General features: G+C 43.5%; 19 protein-coding genes and 1 pseudogene. 5 read left to right on the forward strand and 15 right to left on the reverse strand.

Annotated features, from left to right (window positions below):
• Positions 1–58 precede the first annotated feature (58 nt).
• Both PGX00_RS10730 and PGX00_RS10735 read left to right on the forward strand, forming a co-directional pair.
• The gene (locus tag PGX00_RS10730) at positions 59–613 is read left to right on the forward strand and encodes a TMEM165/GDT1 family protein (RefSeq protein WP_272136063.1); all 555 of its coding nucleotides are present in this window, start codon (positions 59–61) and stop codon (positions 611–613) included.
• A gap of 171 nt (positions 614–784) precedes the next feature.
• On the forward strand, positions 785–1,003 hold the full coding sequence (locus tag PGX00_RS10735) for a hypothetical protein (RefSeq protein WP_272136065.1): 219 nt from the start codon (positions 785–787) through the stop codon (positions 1,001–1,003).
• Positions 1,004–1,087: 84 nt separating this feature from the next.
• Here PGX00_RS10735 and PGX00_RS10740 read toward each other — a convergent pair whose 3' ends face one another.
• The 14 genes and pseudogenes from PGX00_RS10740 to urtA all read right to left on the reverse strand — a co-directional run bounded on the left by PGX00_RS10740 (position 1,088) and on the right by urtA (position 12,354).
• A complete protein-coding gene (locus tag PGX00_RS10740) occupies positions 1,088–1,633 on the reverse strand; it encodes a HupE/UreJ family protein (protein WP_272136067.1) in 546 nt (181 codons plus the stop codon).
• 12 nt (positions 1,634–1,645) lie between these two features.
• On the reverse strand, positions 1,646–2,290 hold the full coding sequence (gene ureG / locus PGX00_RS10745) for an urease accessory protein UreG (protein ID WP_272136069.1): 645 nt from the start codon (positions 2,288–2,290) through the stop codon (positions 1,646–1,648).
• A gap of 2 nt (positions 2,291–2,292) precedes the next feature.
• A complete protein-coding gene (locus PGX00_RS10750) occupies positions 2,293–2,955 on the reverse strand; it encodes an urease accessory protein UreF (protein WP_272136071.1) in 663 nt (220 codons plus the stop codon).
• Positions 2,955–3,416 carry an urease accessory protein UreE gene (gene ureE / locus PGX00_RS10755; protein WP_272136073.1) on the reverse strand — a complete coding sequence of 154 codons (462 nt, stop codon included), beginning with the start codon at positions 3,414–3,416 and terminating at the stop codon, positions 2,955–2,957. The genes PGX00_RS10750 and ureE overlap by 1 nt, the downstream gene beginning before the upstream one ends.
• Before the next feature lie 52 nt (positions 3,417–3,468).
• A complete protein-coding gene (gene ureC, locus PGX00_RS10760) occupies positions 3,469–5,175 on the reverse strand; it encodes an urease subunit alpha (RefSeq protein ID WP_272136075.1) in 1,707 nt (568 codons plus the stop codon).
• A 12-nt stretch (positions 5,176–5,187) separates the two neighbouring features.
• On the reverse strand, positions 5,188–5,499 hold the full coding sequence (locus tag PGX00_RS10765; protein ID WP_272136077.1) for an urease subunit beta: 312 nt from the start codon (positions 5,497–5,499) through the stop codon (positions 5,188–5,190).
• A gap of 8 nt (positions 5,500–5,507) precedes the next feature.
• Positions 5,508–5,810: an urease subunit gamma gene (gene ureA / locus PGX00_RS10770; RefSeq protein ID WP_272136079.1), complete on the reverse strand. Its 303-nt coding sequence runs from the start codon at positions 5,808–5,810 to the stop codon at positions 5,508–5,510.
• 11 nt (positions 5,811–5,821) lie between these two features.
• Entirely contained in the window at positions 5,822–6,682 is an 861-nt protein-coding gene (locus tag PGX00_RS10775; protein ID WP_272136082.1) for an urease accessory protein UreD, read from the reverse strand.
• Positions 6,683–6,687: 5 nt separating this feature from the next.
• On the reverse strand, positions 6,688–7,383 hold the full coding sequence (gene urtE / locus PGX00_RS10780) for an urea ABC transporter ATP-binding subunit UrtE (RefSeq protein WP_272136084.1): 696 nt from the start codon (positions 7,381–7,383) through the stop codon (positions 6,688–6,690).
• Positions 7,377–8,216, reverse strand: coding sequence for an urea ABC transporter ATP-binding protein UrtD (gene urtD / locus PGX00_RS10785; protein WP_272136086.1), 840 nt, complete (start codon positions 8,214–8,216; stop codon positions 7,377–7,379). Before urtD ends, urtE begins: the two co-directional genes overlap by 7 nt.
• Complete coding sequence (locus tag PGX00_RS10790) at positions 8,213–8,893, reverse strand: ABC transporter permease subunit (RefSeq protein WP_272136088.1); 681 nt, start codon at positions 8,891–8,893, stop codon at positions 8,213–8,215. Before PGX00_RS10790 ends, urtD begins: the two co-directional genes overlap by 4 nt.
• Positions 8,869–9,333 (reverse strand): annotated as a pseudogene (locus PGX00_RS10795) (ABC transporter permease subunit); the annotation flags it as partial. The pseudogene PGX00_RS10795 and the gene PGX00_RS10790, both read right to left, overlap by 25 nt.
• Position 9,334: 1 nt before the next feature.
• Complete coding sequence (gene urtB, locus PGX00_RS10800; protein WP_272136090.1) at positions 9,335–11,011, reverse strand: urea ABC transporter permease subunit UrtB; 1,677 nt, start codon at positions 11,009–11,011, stop codon at positions 9,335–9,337.
• A 65-nt stretch (positions 11,012–11,076) separates the two neighbouring features.
• Positions 11,077–12,354: an urea ABC transporter substrate-binding protein gene (urtA, locus tag PGX00_RS10805; RefSeq protein WP_272136092.1), complete on the reverse strand. Its 1,278-nt coding sequence runs from the start codon at positions 12,352–12,354 to the stop codon at positions 11,077–11,079.
• A gap of 318 nt (positions 12,355–12,672) precedes the next feature.
• Here urtA and PGX00_RS10810 point away from each other — a divergent pair, with 318 nt between their 5' ends.
• From PGX00_RS10810 to PGX00_RS10820, 3 genes are read left to right on the forward strand one after another with little or no spacing between them, the layout of a single operon-like run.
• Positions 12,673–15,309, forward strand: a complete 2,637-nt coding sequence (locus tag PGX00_RS10810; protein WP_272136095.1) for an ATP-binding protein — start codon at positions 12,673–12,675, stop codon at positions 15,307–15,309.
• A gap of 20 nt (positions 15,310–15,329) precedes the next feature.
• Positions 15,330–16,040, forward strand: coding sequence for a response regulator transcription factor (locus PGX00_RS10815; RefSeq protein ID WP_272136097.1), 711 nt, complete (start codon positions 15,330–15,332; stop codon positions 16,038–16,040).
• Positions 16,018–16,923: a response regulator transcription factor gene (locus tag PGX00_RS10820; protein ID WP_272136100.1), complete on the forward strand. Its 906-nt coding sequence runs from the start codon at positions 16,018–16,020 to the stop codon at positions 16,921–16,923. Before PGX00_RS10815 ends, PGX00_RS10820 begins: the two co-directional genes overlap by 23 nt.
• Positions 16,924–16,992: 69 nt before the next feature.
• Here PGX00_RS10820 and PGX00_RS10825 read toward each other — a convergent pair whose 3' ends face one another.
• A complete protein-coding gene (locus tag PGX00_RS10825) occupies positions 16,993–18,003 on the reverse strand; it encodes a TIGR03842 family LLM class F420-dependent oxidoreductase (RefSeq protein ID WP_272136102.1) in 1,011 nt (336 codons plus the stop codon).
• Position 18,004: the final 1 nt, after the last annotated feature.

Consider the following 18,004-nt stretch of genomic DNA (forward strand, 5'->3'; position numbering starts at 1 on the left):
CGAGGTGGGAAGTGTGCGTTGTCTTTGGTTACTATATCCCACCTCATTAGAGATTACTTTGAGCGTACTAGCCATTTCAATTACCACCGTAGCCCTTGCTGAAATCGGTGACAAAACCCAACTTCTCTCTTTATTACTTGCAAGTCGATACCGTAAACCAATTCCGATTATCGCAGCTATCTTCCTAGCCACAATAGCAAATCATGCACTGGCGGCATATTTCGGTGTTATCGTTGCAGACTATATCAGCCCAGAAATGCTTACATGGGTATTGGCGATTAGCTTCTTGGCGATGGCAGGATGGGTACTGATTCCTGATAAATTGGATGAAGATGAAAGCATATCGAATAGAGGCCCTTTTGTAGCTAGCTTTATGACCTTTTTCATCGCAGAAATAGGCGACAAAACTCAAATTGCCACCTCTATACTCGGCGCTCAATACGCCGATGCGCTTATATTAGTTATCTTGGGTACGACAATCGGAATGTTACTTGCAAATGTACCTGTGGTACTGATTGGTAAGCTATCTGCCGACAAGCTCCCTTTCGCTCTAATTCGAAAAATTACTGCCGGTCTGTTTATCCTATTAGCCATTGGAGCGGTGAGCCTGTAATACTTAGCTGGCATTTAAAGTAGAGATAAATCACTGTGTCGAGCGCTTCGCCAACGAACTATTTTTGCAATGTTACATTCCGTTAATCACAAGCAATACAGTGATTAGGATCACGATTCATTGCTGAGTTGTGATCTATATTTGAAAGTGTAATGAGTCTCAGGAGGAGATATGCGATATCAAGTAAAAGAAGCATTCGATAGATTTATCGATATCACTCGTGTTGAACCTAGTCATTTACTGGTAACAAGTGCGGTACCTAATGACATTAGGCTTGCCTATATTGATAGCGAACATAGGACGTTCGAACTTAAGTACTCTAACGGGCATTTATATCTTTTAGACGACATTGACCAACAATGGTTTCCCTTAGATGACGTTAGATATTAGTACTAATTAAATCAAAGCCACCCACATAGCCGGCGGCTTTGATTCGTTTCCTTCGATCATAGCCTCAAAGGACGGTTTTTCTGATTATCTAGCCAATCGAATTGAGTCCGCTGTCATAATAACCAGTTTTGTAACCGATACCGTCAGAGCAATAACGATCATACTCGCTAACATCGTACCTATCCCATACTGGATGAGCGTACCCCGAGCTTCCGCACCTTGAACTAAACCATGGCTAGCACTAAACAGGGCTATTGCAGCCGTGGCTAAATAATTCATCATTCCTTTTTTACGATAAGCCATCAGTGAGAGAGGTAGCAAAACTAATGAAACAAAAACAATGCTTTCTACCTGACTTGCTTGAGCCCATGATGTACCCGCCATAAAACCAACCAAAAGAGCGGCGCTCACAAGAAGAAGCAGTTTACTTGCTACTTTTTTACCGCTGATAGCCGCAAAAACACCGACTAGAATAAGCGCAGCAATATGATCCAGTCCTGTTAATGGGTGAAGAAACCCTTCAGAAAAACTACTTATATGCTGCCCTGAATGGATAGAATGAGCAAGGCATGACGTGCTAATCACCATACTCGAAAGTAATACCAAAACGTAACCAACTGTTTTTTTCATGTCTATATATCCCTATACATTATCTGTCACTGTTACTTTTACTTCTTGTTGAGTGAGCATACCTTCATCAACAATAAACTTAATGATCTCTGCAACACCATCGCCACGAACCAAATTGGCAAATACAAACGGTTTATCACCTCGCATCTTCTTCGCATCTCGATCCATCACTTCCAAAGACGCATTTACCATAGGCGCTAGGTCAGTTTTGTTGATAATCAAAAGATCCGATTTGGTAATACCTGGTCCACCTTTGCGCGGTATTTTGTCACCGGCACAAACATCAATCACATACAGCGTCAGGTCTGACAGCTCCGGACTAAAGGTCGCACTTAAATTATCTCCACCACTCTCGACCAGAACGAGTTCCAATTTTGGATGACGATCTTGTAATTCATCAATGGCAGCAAGGTTCATTGAGGCGTCTTCCCGAATCGCCGTGTGCGGGCAACCGCCGGTTTCTACACCCAAAATACGGTCAGCCTCAAGTGCTTCATGTTTCAGTAAAAATTCAGCGTCTTCTCGGGTATAGATATCGTTTGTTACAACGGCAAGGTCATAGTGCTCACGCATTGCAGAGCATAGCTGACGAAGTAATGCCGTTTTACCAGAACCAACGGGGCCGCCTACCCCAACTCGCAAACATTGTGTACTCATTGTTAACTCCTAAATAATCGTGAATATTGGGTTTCGTGCCATGCACTTACCATGACAAAACTTGGCAATGTTAGGCCTATTGCCTCATCGCTAACCTCCAATCCATGCGCCACGCTTCGCTCTATTTCTGGCATCAACCTGAGTAGAACTTTCTGTGCAGAGGTCTGGCCAAGTGGTACCGTTTTACATGCCGCAGTGACCTGATTTTCAACCCAAGTCCAAAGCCATGCAGTGCAGGCCCCGTGTATATCAATTCCAAAATGTTGTGTAGCTTTAGCAAACAACACCAAATAACTATATTTTTTTGCCTTTTCGGGCAGTTCAACATCCAAACTTTTTAATAGTCGATACAAGGTTTGACCGAGTTTGATCTCTTCTTGCATCAATTCTGCGGTCTCGCGATTGGCCATCAATATTTGCTGCCAATGTTCTACCTTTTTTATATCACCTTGATGCCAGGCACTGTACACCCGTTCAAGAATCGGAATATCAAGGTTAGCTTGACCATGGGTTAAAATAGGTAGAAGCCACTTTTGCAGGCTTTCTTCATCTTTCACCCACCCTAATTCCACGGCATTCTCTAAGCCTTGGCTATAAGCAAACGCACCGATAGGTAAGCTTGGACTACTCAGATGCAAGATAGAAAGTAGCGCCTTAACGTTCATTAGTGAGTATGCTCCCCGTGGGAATGATGATGTCCACCACTGTGGTATGCTCCTGATTCTGGAGTGAAACTGGCTTGGTGGTGATTACATTTCAAACCAAATAGTTCCACCATCTCCTCCAATACATGATCCGGTTGAAAACGTATCCACATTTCGCCGATTTCCATCGGTACATGTCTATTCCCCATGTGATAACAAGCTTTAGCAAAGGTGAGCCAATCCGTTGCAACAGCGGTTACCACCGCTTCTGCACTCGCCTCAACTTTAAACACTTGTCCACATTCGCTGTACAGGCAGTCCCCATCCCGTAGCACTTCACCTCGAACCAAAAAAACACCGACGTCTTCTCCTTTCTTGGTTTGCGTTTTAAAACGCCCTTTTTGTCGTAATGCAAAAGGCAGTTCAATCTGATCGTTAATATCACCATGATGGTGGTCGCAACGGTGAGTAATCTTTAACATATCGCCTCCTAGCGTGATTAGAATTCTTTGCGTTATAACACCCTAAAGGTTATTAAAATAAGGTGTACCGCTGGGCCAATGGTAATTCTTCCGCAGGTTCGCAAGTCAATAATTGCCCATCGGCGCGAACTTCGTAGGTTTGAGGGTCGACCGTAATATCGGGCATATAATCGTTCAAAACCATGTCGTGTTTCGTGACGTTCCTACACCCTATGCACGCCTTTAGTTCTCTTTGTAGCCCAAGCGATTCTCCCAATCCGTTATCAATCGCTGCCTGTGATGTGAAAGTGACTGACGTGGCTGCAGCTGCGCTGCCAAAACCACCAAACATATAACGATAATGGACAGGTTGAGGTGTTGGTATTGACGCATTCGCATCCCCCATTGGAGCGGCTGCAATAAATCCGCCTTTAATTATAAGGCTAGGTTTGATACCAAAAAATGCCGGCTTCCAAAGGACAATATCCGCTATTTTTCCCGATTCCAATGAACCAACCATATGACTAATTCCATGCGCAATTGCTGGGTTGATGGTGTATTTGGCGATGTAACGTTTTGCACGATGGTTATCCGCATCTATCTCTTTGTCTTCTGCTAACAAGCCGCGCTGCACCTTCATCTTATGAGCCGTCTGCCATGTACGGCAAATAACTTCACCTACACGACCCATCGCTTGTGAATCTGAAGCAATCATTGAGAAAGCGCCCAAATCATGCAAGATATCTTCGGCAGCGATGGTTTCTTTTCGAATACGAGAATCAGCGAAAGCGACATCTTCGGGAATATTTGGATCGAGATGATGGCAAACCATCAACATATCTAAATGCTCATCGACTGTATTTACCGTATAAGGACGGGTCGGATTGGTTGAAGAAGGCAATACGTTTGGCTCTTTACAGGCAACAATAATATCTGGTGCATGTCCACCACCTGCGCCTTCCGTATGATAGGTGTGAATTGTACGCCCTTTAAATGCCGCAAGTGTGTCCTCAACAAAACCCGACTCATTTAACGTATCCGTGTGAATCGCCACTTGTATGTCATATTTTTCAGCCACACTGAGACAATTATCGATAGATGCCGGTGTGGTTCCCCAATCTTCATGTAGTTTTAGCCCACATGCACCCGCTTCTACTTGCTCTGCTAAAGGTTCTGGTAAACTAGCGTTGCCCTTGCCTAAAAAGCCAAAGTTCATTGGTAAGGCATCGGTGCTTTTTAGCATTTGTGTTAGGTTCCATGCACCAGGTGTACACGTCGTCGCGTTCGTTCCTGTTGCTGGGCCAGTTCCGCCACCAATCATTGTAGTTGTACCTGACATCAGCGCTTCTTCGATCTGTTGCGGGCAGATAAAGTGAATATGTGCATCTACTGCACCTGCGGTAACAATATGTCCCTCGCCAGCAATGACTTCTGTACTCGCACCAATATTAATAGTGACGTTGGGTTGAATATCCGCATTTCCCGCCTTGCCAATCGATTGGATCTGTCCATCTTTTATACCGATGTCGGCTTTAACAATGCCCCAATGGTCAAGGATCAGAGCATTGGTTATCACGCAGTCCACTACTTCATCTCGGCATTTCTGACTTTGACCCATACCGTCTCGAATTACTTTGCCACCACCAAATTTCACTTCGTCACCATAGGTAGTGAAATCTTTCTCGACCTTAATAAACAGCTCTGTATCGGCTAGGCGAACCTTGTCTCCCACCGTTGGGCCATACATGTCTGCGTATGCTTTTCTGGAAATCTGTACCATGTTTTGCTCCTACTACTTATCCAGTTTTCCCATGATGAGCCCACGAAAACCGTATACTTCTTTTGACCCAGATAGTTCAACCAGCTCAATTTGACGATTCTGACCCGGCTCAAATCGAACCGCGGTTCCTGCGGCGATGTTCAATCGCATACCTTTGGTTTTTTCTCGGTCAAAATCTAAGGCAGTATTGGTCTCGTAGAAATGGTAATGGCTACCGACTTGTATAGGACGATCACCGTGATTGATGACCGAAATAGACAGCGTGGTTCTATCTTGATTAAGATCAATGGGGGTTTCTTGTAAAATATACTCTCCAGGATTCATATCGCCTCCTACTGAATCGGACTGTGAACGGTGACCAGTTTGGTGCCGTCAGGAAAGGTCGCTTCTACTTGGACTTCATCGAGTAACTCACAAATACCTTCCATAACATCATTTTTTGTCAGTAAATGCCGTCCATCGCTCATCAGTTCAGCGACGGTTTTTCCATCTCTAGCACCTTCTAAAATCGCTGCCGAGATATAAGCCGCAGCCTCTGGGTAGTTGAGTTTTACCCCTCGGTTTAACCGACGTTCAGCAACGAGTGCCGCGGTAAACAGTAATAACTTATCCTTGTCTCTTGGAGAAAGTTCCATAATCTAATCCTTTAAGTATTCCAAATTCTTGGCACACACGCCTCACGTCCCATTAGAGCAGGACGCAAAAGATGCCAGCATTCACGCAGTTGACATTGAGCTTGTTCACTACAGTCACCAAGGTAGCGAACAACCAAGGTATTTAATCGGTATGTCACACTAAGGTTGCTGGTATGATTGCTTTCAAATCGTGTTCGAAGCATGTCGAGCGCCGATTCAGTATCGGATAGCCCAAATGCAATTAGGGTTCCCGATACAAGATGGTTGTTAAATCCGCTGATAGCACTAATAAGTGGATCATCTGAAGCCAGATACTGCCGTTCCAATAGCAGCGGAACTTCGTTGTGATAAAGAGACAAACGCTGCTCGACGCTCCCTGACACAAAAGGTCGTTCGCTTTTAGGGCGTCCCAAACAAAAAACATCTAGACCAACAAATTTTGCATCACCAAACAGATTGATTTTCGTATCAAGTACCCCGTGCGCCCCGTCAAATACAATGGTCTCCATAGGCAGCCATTCGCATTGACTATCCACTACTTGAATATTGACTCTCTGCTTCTGCACCACACCATTGCTGTCGGCTTTGTATATTTTCCCTGCTGACGGTGTGGTGACCAGAACTTGGCTATCCTTCTCACAATCTATTTGAATCTGTAAATCATCTCCAGACACCAAGCCACCCGGAGGATGAAGAAGATATACATGGCACACTTCTTCTTCAGGATAAAATGGCCTCTGTACCCGAAGTGGGCCTTTAAAGCTCATCTGATGCATACGAGTCTTATCGTCCCCTTTATCAAAACCTAAAGCTAAATAAGCTGGCCAATGACGCTGACCGATAAGTGTAGAAGCTGATGTCATCTGATTCATATGCATCACACCGTCAGGTACTGTTTAACTAACTTATCATCGAGCTGACTCATCTCTCCGGTTGCAACTTGTCTACCTCTGTCTAGTATGCAGAAGTTATCGGCTACCTTTCGTGCAAACGGCAGCTTTTGCTCAACCAAGAGAACCGTTAACCCAATCTCTTCATTAAGTCGTCGAATAATATCGCCTATTTCAGCGACCACATTGGGTTGAATACCCTCTGTTGGCTCATCTAAGATCAATAATTTTGGGTTAACAACCAAAGCTCGACCTATCGCAAGCTGTTGCTGTTGACCACCAGAAAGGTCACCTCCTCTTCGGTTCAACATCTCTTTTAAAACAGGGAAAAGATCATAGATAAAATCTGGAACTTGCCTCAATCCATCCCCTCTTGCGGGCAGCCCTATTTTTAGGTTTTCTTCCACTGTCAGCAATGGGAAAATCTGCCTACCTTGCGGGACATACCCAATACCCAATGGCGCTCTTCGTTCAGCTGATAAATTCGAAATATCATTTCCTTGATAACGAATGACGCCACTTTTGGTTGGTAACAAGCCCATGACACATTGAAGTAGTGTCGTTTTACCCACGCCATTTCGTCCCATTAAACAGGTACATTTTCCTTCAGCAACCTGCATATCGAGATCCCAAAGTGTGTGGCTTTGCCCATAAAACTGATTCAATGATTCGATCGTTAGCATGCTTCTTCTCCCAGATACACCTCGACCACCTTAGGGTCGCTCTGCACTTTTTGCATAGAACCCTCGGCCAATACCGACCCTTGATGCAACACCGTCACCTCTTTTGCCAACGAGCGAACAAAGTCCATATCATGCTCTACTAATATAATGGTGTGCTGGCCAGCTAGACTTGTTAAGAGCTCTCCGGTTCTATCCATTTCCTGATGCGTCATACCTGCAACAGGTTCATCCACGAGCAATAACTTCGGGTTTTGCATCAGCAACATGCCTATTTCTAGCCACTGCTTTTGTCCATGTGAAAGTGCACCAGCAAGCAAGTTTTTCTGTTCAACTAAGCCGATCTGTTTTAAGACGTAGTCAATGTGGTCAATCTGACTCGGTGTTAAGCGGGCAAATAGTGTGTTTAACACACCTTTATCTCCAGCCATGGCTAATTCTAAATTACAAAATACGGTTTGTAGTTCAAAAACGGTTGGTTTTTGAAATTTACGACCAATACCCGCTTGAACAATTTCAGGCTCTGACATTTCGAGTAAATCGGTTTTTTGACCAAACCATGCTGAACCACTATCTGGCCGTGTCTTACCGGTAATGATGTCCATCATGGTGGTTTTTCCAGCACCATTTGGACCGATAATGCAACGGAGTTCGCCCTCTTTGATATAAAGGTTAAGGTCATTGATCGCTTTGAAACCGTCAAAACTCACGTTGATCCCTTCTAAATACAGTAAGTATCCATGGGCAACATCGAGAAGTGGATACTGTTTAGGTACCATAAAATCGTAGACGTGGTCTCTATCCAAGGTTTGACGGGCTATATCGAGTATATTCATGAACGAGCCTCTTTCATTTTCAGTCGGCCTTTCATCTTCGCTAATTCATCTATTTTTACTAAACCAACAACGCCTTTTGGTAAAAACAGTGTGACGAAGACAAACATAGCGCCAAGAAAGAATAGCCACACTTCAGGCAAGGCAGCGGTTAAGTAGGATTTGGCATAGTTAACGGCAAAAGCCCCTATAACAGCACCATACAAGGTTGCTCGCCCACCAAGTGCCACCCATACGACTAACTCAATAGAGTTGAGAGGGGAAAATTCAGAGGGATTAATAATACCAACTTGAGGGACATAAAGCGCACCTGCTACGCCGGCTAGTACGGCTGAAAAGGTAAAGATCCACAATTTAAAGTTTTCTACTTTATAGCCAGTGAAACGAGTCCGATTTTCTGCATCTCGAATCGCTAAGGCGACACGACCTAATCGGCTCACAACGATAAATCGACACAACACATAACCAAGTGCCAAAGCGAATCCAGACATAAGAAACAGCACTAACCGGGTCGAATCAGACTGTAAATCAAACCCCAATATATCTTTAAAATCGGTTAGACCATTGTTGCCACCAAACCCCATTTCATTCCTAAAAAGGAGAGCAATAATGCGTAGGTAAGGGCTTGTGTAATAATAGAAAGATAGACACCGGTGACTCGTGAACGAAACGCAAACCATCCAAATACAAAGGCTAGCGTTCCCGGCACTAATAAAACCATAAAGGAAGCGAACCAGAAATTATCGAAACCATACCAAAACCAAGGCAACTCCTGCCAGTTTAGAAACACCATAAAATCAGGTAATAATGGATTCCCATAGACCCCTCTATCACCGATTTGACGCATCAAATACATGCCCATTGCATAACCACCTAGAGCAAAAAAAGCTGCATGCCCTAAGCTGAGTATGCCCAAATACCCCCATACCAAATCAACTGCTACCGCGAGTAACGCGTAGGTTAGATACTTACCCATTAACGTCACCGTATAGGTGGACACATGCAGTACACTCGATTCTGTTGTGAAGGTATTTAGCGCGATGACCAAGGTAATAACACTCGCTAATACCACTAAAAAAATTGAAGTAGAGCGGTCTAACACCTTTATTTGATTATTCATGTTACCCCTCCGCCGAACGGCCTTTCTGAGGGAACAACCCTCTCGGCTTTTTCTGAATAAATAATATGATAAAAATAAGCACTAAGATTTTTGCGAGCACCGCTCCAGCCCAAGGCTCCATAATCTTATTAGCGATACCTAATGACATACCGGCTACAAGCGTTCCCCATAGGTTGCCAACACCGCCGAAGACCACCACCATAAAAGAGTCAATGATGTAAGCTTGCCCTAAGTTTGGCCCTACATTGGTTAGTTGACTGAGTGCCACACCTGCAATGCCGGCAATACCAGAACCAAGGCCAAAGGTCATTGCATCCACCCATTCGGAACGCACACCCATGGCCCTTGCCATGGCACGGTTTTGCGATACCGCACGAACTTCTATACCAAGCCGTGTGTAACGTAAGATAAAAAACAGGACGGCAAACACAATTAAACAGAAGGCAATAATGTAAAGACGATTAAGTGTGAGGCTCAATAATGGATTGATTTCAATCACGCCAGTCATAAACTCTGGTGTAGATACAGAGCGATTTAATGGTGAAAAGACCGACCGAACCGTCTGTTGCAAAATAAGGCTAATACCAAATGTCGCCAATAGCGTTTCGAGAGGTCGACCGTACAAAAATCGAATAACACCTCGTTCAATCAAAATACCAACAAATGCTGCAACTAAAAATGCCGCAGGTATGGAGACAAAAATAGAAGCACTGATACTATTTGGCATTAGGGTTTGAATCACATAAGTAGTATAAGCTCCCAACATCATTAACTCTCCATGCGCCATGTTTATCACCCCCATCACACCGAAGGTAATCGCTAAGCCAATAGCAGAAAGCACTAACACAGAGCCTAGGCTCAACCCGAAAAATAGGGTTTCTGCAAAATCGGCAACGGTAACGCGCTGCTCAATAAGCGCCAAAGCATTGGTCGCCTGCTTTAATAATGATTTATCGCCGCCTTGCTCCGTTTCAATAAAGTGAATTACGGCGTTTCTTGCTTCCGGTTGATAGCTGTCACCCAACCTTTCTAAAGCGATTCTCTTTTGTTCTATGCCTGTATCAGATGATTGAAGATCATATATCGCGAGCGTTGTTCGCATCAGATTGACCACAGATTCATCCGTTTCTGTTTCCACTTTCGACGACAAACGTTGGTACAAATCCGCATCAATGTTGCCCATCATCTGCTGCACAGCATGATAACGAGCCGCGCTATCTGCTGAGGCGATATTTAGTAGTGCCAATTCAGTTTTTATCTGTCGGCGTAAATTGTTATTAATTGCTACACGTTTTATTTTTCTTTTACTGACATTTGGTGTGGTTTCTCCATTCACAGAAAAAAGGTCCGCAAGCGTGTATTTACTCCCTTCTTTAGCAACGATGGTCACCAGTTTGTTCTCTTTTTTATGGCGGTAAAGTTCACCATTTAGTAATAGGCTTAGTACTCGATTGGCTCGTTCGTCGCCACTTAAACCCAGTAGTTCAACACCCTTTTCTATGTCAGAAAAATCCGAAGAGAGAAGATTATCAATTCCATTTTTAAAGTTAGAATCTGATTCAGCAGCAACAACAGTCGTTGCCATAAAAAGTATCGATGCGCAAAGCAGCAAAAAGACCATTGGTTTTTCAATGCAATGGGGAAGATATATACGGCGCATATCGGTTGGAATAACCATGAAATACCTCGGACTATTCGTGAATTGGCCGCGCCCAAAGGCGCGACCACCTAGCGACTTCAAGATTAGTAATTCTGTCCTGAACACTTACCTGTTTTCACGTTGTAGTTACCACACGAGAGTGGCGCTCTCCAATCTGAAATAAGATCTTTAGAACCAGGTAGGAAATCAGACCAGGCATCCCCCGCCACCAGTCCAGAAGTTTTCCAAACCGTTTGGAACTGACCGTCATCTTGAATCTCACCAATCAGCACAGGCTTGGTAATGTGGTGGTTAGGTAACATGGCAGAATAACCGCCCGTTAGGTTTGGTACCGCAACACCAACGATGGCATCACCAACAACCGTTGGATCTGTTGTTCCCGCTTTCTCGACAGCTTCAACCCACATATTAAAGCCAATATAGTGCGCTTCCATCGGGTCATTGGTTACACGATCTTCATTTTTAATGAACTTGTGCCATTTTTCGATAAACTCATCATTCACATCAGATTCTGCACTCATGAAGTAGTTCCATGCTGCAAGGTGACCAACCAAAGGCTTCGTGTCCATACCGGACAACTCTTCTTCACCAACAGAGAAGGCAACAACAGGGATGTCGTCAGCCGATACGCCTTGGTTTCCTAACTCTTTATAAAATGGGACGTTAGCATCGCCGTTAACGGTCGAGACCACGGCTGTCTTCTTACCAGTTGAACCAAACTTTTTAATGTCTGAGACAATAGACTGCCAATCTGAGTGACCAAACGGAGTGTAGTTAATCATGATGTCAGATTCTGGCACGCCTTTCGCTTTTAGATACGCTTCCAAAATCTTGTTTGTTGTACGTGGATAAACATAATCAGTACCCGCTAGAACCCAACGTTTTACACCTTGGTCCATCAGGTAATCGACCGCAGGAATGGCCTGTTGATTTGGTGCAGCACCTGTATAGAAAACATTCTTAGACGACTCTTCGCCTTCATACTGAACAGGATAAAAAAGTAAACTGTCTAACTCTTCAAAAACAGGTAATACAGATTTACGAGACACAGACGTCCAACAACCAAAAACAGCGTCCACTTCATTCTGCGAAATCAACTCTCGTGCTTTTTCTGCAAATAACGGCCAGTTTGACGCTGGGTCAACAACAACGGCTTCAAGCTTTTTGCCTAACAACCCACCCTTTTTGTTCTGCTCATCGATGAGCATCAGCATGGTATCTTTTAGTGTCGTTTCACTTATCGCCATGGTGCCAGATAGAGAGTGAAGAACCCCAACCTTGATCGTGTCTTCAGCCGCTAACACCTCACCCCCAAACAATGAAGCAACCAAAATGCTGCTCGCCAATAAATTCCTTTTCATCTGCTTTTCCCTTTTTGATATGAACAAATCGTTGCCTGGATATCCATCAGCTAAAAACACTTATCCGGCATGTCATTCAGTATTAAATAAAAGGTACTGCGTAGATATGCGTCATTTAGACGAATTAACTACGTCAAATTACGCATATGCAGTGTCGACGTTAGGTTATATACTGGCGCGTATATATAGATGATGGCTGCTAAATTCCTCATCAATCCAAGACGCACGGAATGCGTCGGCTAGTAGATTTTTTAGACTGATGGCTTTTTCGACTCATCGCTTTAAAGCATCACCTTCAAGGATGAAGTGATTACAAAAATGCAAAAAGTCCCTGTTAATCGTCGTAAATACAACAAACTCGTTGCCAACGAAATGTTGGAAGATTTTGCGTTGCGCTTCACCGCAAAACGAGCTAGAAAATGGTCTGCGACCTGGATAGCCAATACCGCTTTGGGTATCGTTTCATTTTTGGTGTTAGAAGCTCTAGGCGGCAGTATTACCCTCTCTTACGGCTCGGTTAACGCCCTTTGGGCAATCGCAGCTGTGTCTGTGGTTGTCATATTGAGCGGCTTACCGATCTGTTATTATGCAGCCAAGTATGGTGTTGATATTGACTTACTTAGCCGCGGGTCGGGTTTCGGTTACATTGGCTCAACTATTGTATCCCTTATCTACGCCTCGTTTACCTTTATCTTCTTCGCTTTAGAAGCCGCAATCATGTCTATGGCACTCGAACTTTTACTTGGAGTGCCGCTATATCTTGGCTATATCATTAGTGCGGTGGTGGTGATTCCTCTGGTTATTTTGGGTATTACTAACATCAGCCGGTTCCAGATGTACTCACAACCGCTGTGGCTTATTCTTCAACTGCTTCCTCTTTTTTATGTCTTCTCCCACCCTGATGCAAAATTCGATGAGTGGCTCGCGTACAGTGGCATCACAAACAATGGTTCTGAGTTTAACTGGCTATTATTTGGTTCAGCTTCTGCCGTATTGCTTTCAGTTGTCGCACAGATAGGAGAACAAGTAGATATTCTTCGATTTCTTCCTGAACAGGAAAAGTGTGGCAAAGTAAAATGGTGGCTTGCCATGTTTTTTGGTGGTCCGGGTTGGATGTTTTTTGGTGCGGCTAAACTCGCTTTAGGAAGTTTCCTTGCTTGGCTCGCGATTAACGCTGGTATAGATGCATCGGTAGCTGCTGACCCCGCTCATATGTACCAACTGGTATTTTCTTACGTTACCGATAATCCGCAATTAGTACTGCTCATTACTGGTTTTTTCGTTATTATCTCTCAGCTTAAGATAAACGTTGCAAATGCGTATGCAGGTTCACTTGCATGGTCAAACTTTTTCTCTCGACTGACCCATAACCACCCCGGCCGTGTTGTCTGGATGGTATTTAATGTCACCATCGCCTTACTGCTTATGGAGTTAGGTGTTTATCAACTGCTAGAGAAAACACTACAGATTTATTCAGTCTTAGTGCTGGCCTGGATAGGCAGTATAGTGGCAGATTTGGTCGTCAACAAACCATTAGGGCTTAGCCCTAAAGGCATTGAATTTAAACGTTCGAAACTCTATGACATAAATCCTGTAGGGTTTGGTTCTATGGTCATTGCCTCTTCAATTGGTTTAGCCGCTCACCTAGATGCATTTAACGATACAATTAAAGCCTTTGCCTCTTATATTGCTTTCGCACTGCCATTTATTACCGTACCTCTCATCGCCATCGCGACGAAAGGTAAATACTATCTTGTTCAATCGCCTAGCTCCAATACACCACAAATAACCGGCATTGTTAAATGCACCGTGTGCGAAATATCTTTTGAGCATGAGGATATGTCTATTTGTCCCGCTTATGGCGGGCATATTTGTTCTTTATGTTGTTCTTTAGATGTTCGATGCCAAGATATGTGTCGCCCAAATGCGACTGTTTCGCAACAGATAAAGTCCTCATTGAAACCTATTTTACCTGCGACATGGGTAAGTAAACTCTCCGGTTCAACCAGTCAGTTCCTCGTCGTAATGCTAATGGTTAGTGCCTTTATGGCTGTTATTTTCATGATCGCGTTTAGCCAGATCCCCTCTCTATCTGATGAATATATGGACTCGCTATCCATCGGACTGCTAAAAGCCTTTATTATGCTGTTGATTCCGGTCGGCGTGATTAGTGGCTTGTTAGTTCTGGCTCGAAATAGCAGTAAAACAGCGTTTACCGAACTTCAATCTCATGCTTCTTTACTCACCCAAGAAATGAGCGCCCACCAAAAAACCACGGAAGAGTTAGAAATAGCAAAGAAAGCCGCAGAAACGGCTAATAAAGCCAAAAGTCGTTATTTGGCTGGCTTAAGCCACGAACTAAGAACGCCATTAAATGTGTTACTTGGATACGCACAACTCCTAGCTGATGACAGAGATCTCACCCCAGTTAAGCGTGAATACGCACAAACATTAAAGCGAAACGGAGAACATCTAGCCGATCTATTGGAAGGGCTGTTGGAGATTTCAAAGATCGAAGCGGGCAGATTAGAATTACAAAGAGATGAGTTTAATCTAAATTCGATGCTCAATCAGTTGGTGGATATATTTCGAATGCAGGCAAGCCAAAAAGGATTAGAATTTGAGTATATCCCATGCCCCAACATCCCCCTTTACATCGCAACAGATAAGCAAAGGCTAAGGCAAATACTCATCAACCTATTAAACAATGCGGTTAAATATACGCTAAAGGGTAAAGTGACATTTCGCATCAACTTTCGCAATCAAGTGGCGCACTTTATAGTAGATGACACCGGCATCGGCCTATCAAAAAATGATATTAAACAGATATTCAGACCTTTTGAAAGAATACAGACTGACCACACTCACAACATAAATGGAACCGGCCTTGGACTCACCATATCCAATGCTCTTGCCGAGTTGATGGGGGTGAGATCTCTTGTATCAGTGAGTTAGATAAGGGTAGTTGCTTTACGATGAAATTAATGATTTCTCCCGTAGAGAATCCAATTCAATTACCAGAACTCAATATTGCTCGAATTTATGGATATGAAGGGGAAAGACAAACCATTTTAGTTGTCGATGACATCTTAGATCAACGAAACTTAGTCTCTAATATACTGCAACCATTAGGGTTTAATGTGCTTCAGGCTGAAAGTGCGAATACAGCCTTAACGATCGTTGAAAACCATCATGTTGACCTTTTTATTCTCGATATCACAATGCCAGAGATCAGTGGTTGGCAACTTGCCATCTCCCTTAGAAAGCAGAATATCCGTACACCGATTATGATGTTATCGGCCAATATTCACGAACTGGAAAAATGCAATGTACTCGAACAGTACCATAATGACTATTTGAGCAAGCCGATTTCAAAAGAACAACTGTTGATTAAAATTGTCTCTCTTTTACCTGTTACTTGGATAGTCGAAGAACAGCCAACGGAAACCATCCCGGTAGCAAGTAACAACATCATCCCTTCACTAAAAAACCTAGAAAAACTGAAAAGCTTTGCAGAGATAGGATTTCTGTCCGCATTTAGCGAAAAAGTTGATGACATTATACGTCTTGAATCAGTCGATGAATCTTTTTTTAATCCTTTACGTAACGACTTGAGCCAATGCAACTTCACAAAAATCGTACACAACATAGATGAGTTAATTAATGAGCATTATCAAGACGAATAACACCATTGTATTGGTCGTAGACGATTCTCCAGAGTCTCTCGGTATGTTAAATGCGACCCTCAATCAAGCAGGTCTTACTGTGTTGGTCGCGCTGAGTGGTGCACAGGCACTCACTATTATAGATAAAGTGATGCCGGATATTATCTTGCTGGATGCAGTTATGCCTGAGATGGATGGTTTTGATACCTGCAGCCGACTCAAAGAGCGCTTGCCTTCGATACCGGTTATCTTTATGACTGGTCTCAATGACTCAAAACATGTCATTAAGGGATTTGAAGTGGGTGGTGTAGACTACATCACTAAACCGGTCATCCCCGACGAAGTGCTTGCTAGAATAAAAGTTCACAGTCACAACGCCAAACTCGCTAAATCTGCTCAGGTCGCACTAGACTTTGCAGGGCAATATATTTTCTGCGTGTCGCAAAATGGAGAATTGGAATGGGCGACACCTCATGCTCAAGAACTCATTAGCGAACTTAAAGGCGATCTTACAGAGACATGGGCAATGATTCAGCCAGACATTGCAAAATGGCTCCTATCAAGCGATAAAGAAAACCCTTTGGCGTTAGAACACTTCACCCCTGTCATACAGGCACAATATGCGGGTGAGTACGATAGTTTACATACCTTAATTCGCTTAGTAACACCCAAAAAGATAGGCAATGAAGAAGACCTTCAGAAAGCATTTAAGGTAACAAAACGAGAATCACAAGTTCTCTATTGGCTGTCATTTGGTAAAACCAATTGGGAAATTGCTCAGATTTTAGAAATGAGCCCAAGAACGGTAAATAAACATTTAGAGCAAATCTATAAAAAGTTGGATGTGGACAACCGCACGGCCGCCGCAAGCGTTTCCATTCGGCTTCTAGAAGGTAACAGTTAAGCTCTTATTTAATCACTCCATAAATAACCGACGCTGTTCAAACGTCGGTTATTTATCAAGGCTACTTTGTTATTCCTCTTTTTCAAATTCAGGAATAACAAACTCACCATATTTCGCAATGATGTTTTCTTCATCACCGTTATCAAGATAAATATTAAATTGAGTCACGCCAGCTTCTTCCAGTTGTTTGATCTTAGAAATGTGATCATCTGGACTGCCGAGTACAGAAAAACTTTCAATGATTTCATCAGAGATAAAATCTAAATATGGATTATCACTTTGCCCATGTTTTGAATAATCATAGCCTTTTCGCTGTTCAATGTAGTCGGTCAAACTGCTTGGAACAAGGCCTGAATCTGTACCATATTTTTCAACAATATCTGCTACGTGATTACCTACCATCGCCGGGAACCAACGCGTTTTTTCTAAACACTCTTCCATGGTTCCAAAATAAGCAGGAGCTGCTGCCTGAATCTTAAAGCCAGTCATATCTTTACCCGCTTTTTCACCTGCGGATAATGCCTGATCTGCAAACCATTTCACTAACTTCGGTTCGGCGATTTGTAGAATTAAACCATCACCGTGTTCCCCTGCTGTCGCCAAAGCTTTCGGACCGTATGCAGCAATCCAGACTGGAAGGTCATAACCTACTGCCCATGGTAGTTTTACCGGATTTTCACATTCACCGTAGGTAACTTCATCACCCTTCACCATGGCTTTAACTTTATGAGTAAACTCTGCAACCCGAGCCAATGGCGCCGGTTTTTTTCCCATCACACGCATAGAAGAATCACCGCGACCAAGGCCAATATCAATACGACCATCACTTTGCAGTGCCAAGCTGCCATATAAACTTGCCGCTAGAGACCAATCACGAATATTGGGGTTAGTCACACAAGGACCAAATCGCATTTTCGTGGTGTGTTCCATACACATCGCCATGGCGACAAAAGATTCACGCCACAAAATGTGGGAGTCATAAAACCAGCAGTAAGAAAACCCAGCCTCTTCTGCCTGACGGACTAAATTACGAGCTCTATTAGGGCTCACGAAGCCTTTAAACGTAATACCAAATTCCATT

This window comes from Vibrio algarum (assembly GCF_028204155.1).
GTDB classification, from domain to species: Bacteria; Pseudomonadota; Gammaproteobacteria; order Enterobacterales; family Vibrionaceae; genus Vibrio; species Vibrio algarum.

Bases quoted from the DNA above. Each gene is read 5' to 3' on its own strand.
- PGX00_RS10790 (WP_272136088.1), bottom strand. From the start codon at position 8,893: ATGGTTTGCGTTTCGTTCACGAGTCACCGGTGTCTATCTTTCTATTAT.
- urtE (WP_272136084.1), bottom strand. From the start codon at position 7,383: ATGCTAACGATCGAATCATTGAATCAGTTTTATGGGCAAAGCCACACA.
- urtD (WP_272136086.1), bottom strand. From the start codon at position 8,216: ATGAATATACTCGATATAGCCCGTCAAACCTTGGATAGAGACCACGTC.
- ureE (WP_272136073.1), bottom strand. From the start codon at position 3,416: ATGTTAAAGATTACTCACCGTTGCGACCACCATCATGGTGATATTAAC.
- PGX00_RS10750 (WP_272136071.1), bottom strand. From the start codon at position 2,955: ATGAACGTTAAGGCGCTACTTTCTATCTTGCATCTGAGTAGTCCAAGC.
- ureA (WP_272136079.1), bottom strand. From the start codon at position 5,810: ATGGAACTTTCTCCAAGAGACAAGGATAAGTTATTACTGTTTACCGCG.
- ureC (WP_272136075.1), bottom strand. From the start codon at position 5,175: ATGGTACAGATTTCCAGAAAAGCATACGCAGACATGTATGGCCCAACG.
- PGX00_RS10810 (WP_272136095.1), top strand. From the start codon at position 12,673: ATGCAAAAAGTCCCTGTTAATCGTCGTAAATACAACAAACTCGTTGCC.
- urtA (WP_272136092.1), bottom strand. From the start codon at position 12,354: ATGAAAAGGAATTTATTGGCGAGCAGCATTTTGGTTGCTTCATTGTTT.
- PGX00_RS10740 (WP_272136067.1), bottom strand. From the start codon at position 1,633: ATGAAAAAAACAGTTGGTTACGTTTTGGTATTACTTTCGAGTATGGTG.
- PGX00_RS10825 (WP_272136102.1), bottom strand. From the start codon at position 18,003: ATGGAATTTGGTATTACGTTTAAAGGCTTCGTGAGCCCTAATAGAGCT.
- PGX00_RS10765 (WP_272136077.1), bottom strand. From the start codon at position 5,499: ATGAATCCTGGAGAGTATATTTTACAAGAAACCCCCATTGATCTTAAT.
- PGX00_RS10775 (WP_272136082.1), bottom strand. From the start codon at position 6,682: ATGAATCAGATGACATCAGCTTCTACACTTATCGGTCAGCGTCATTGG.
- ureG (WP_272136069.1), bottom strand. From the start codon at position 2,290: ATGAGTACACAATGTTTGCGAGTTGGGGTAGGCGGCCCCGTTGGTTCT.
- PGX00_RS10735 (WP_272136065.1), top strand. From the start codon at position 785: ATGCGATATCAAGTAAAAGAAGCATTCGATAGATTTATCGATATCACT.
- urtB (WP_272136090.1), bottom strand. From the start codon at position 11,011: ATGGTTATTCCAACCGATATGCGCCGTATATATCTTCCCCATTGCATT.
- PGX00_RS10815 (WP_272136097.1), top strand. From the start codon at position 15,330: ATGAAATTAATGATTTCTCCCGTAGAGAATCCAATTCAATTACCAGAA.
- PGX00_RS10820 (WP_272136100.1), top strand. From the start codon at position 16,018: ATGAGCATTATCAAGACGAATAACACCATTGTATTGGTCGTAGACGAT.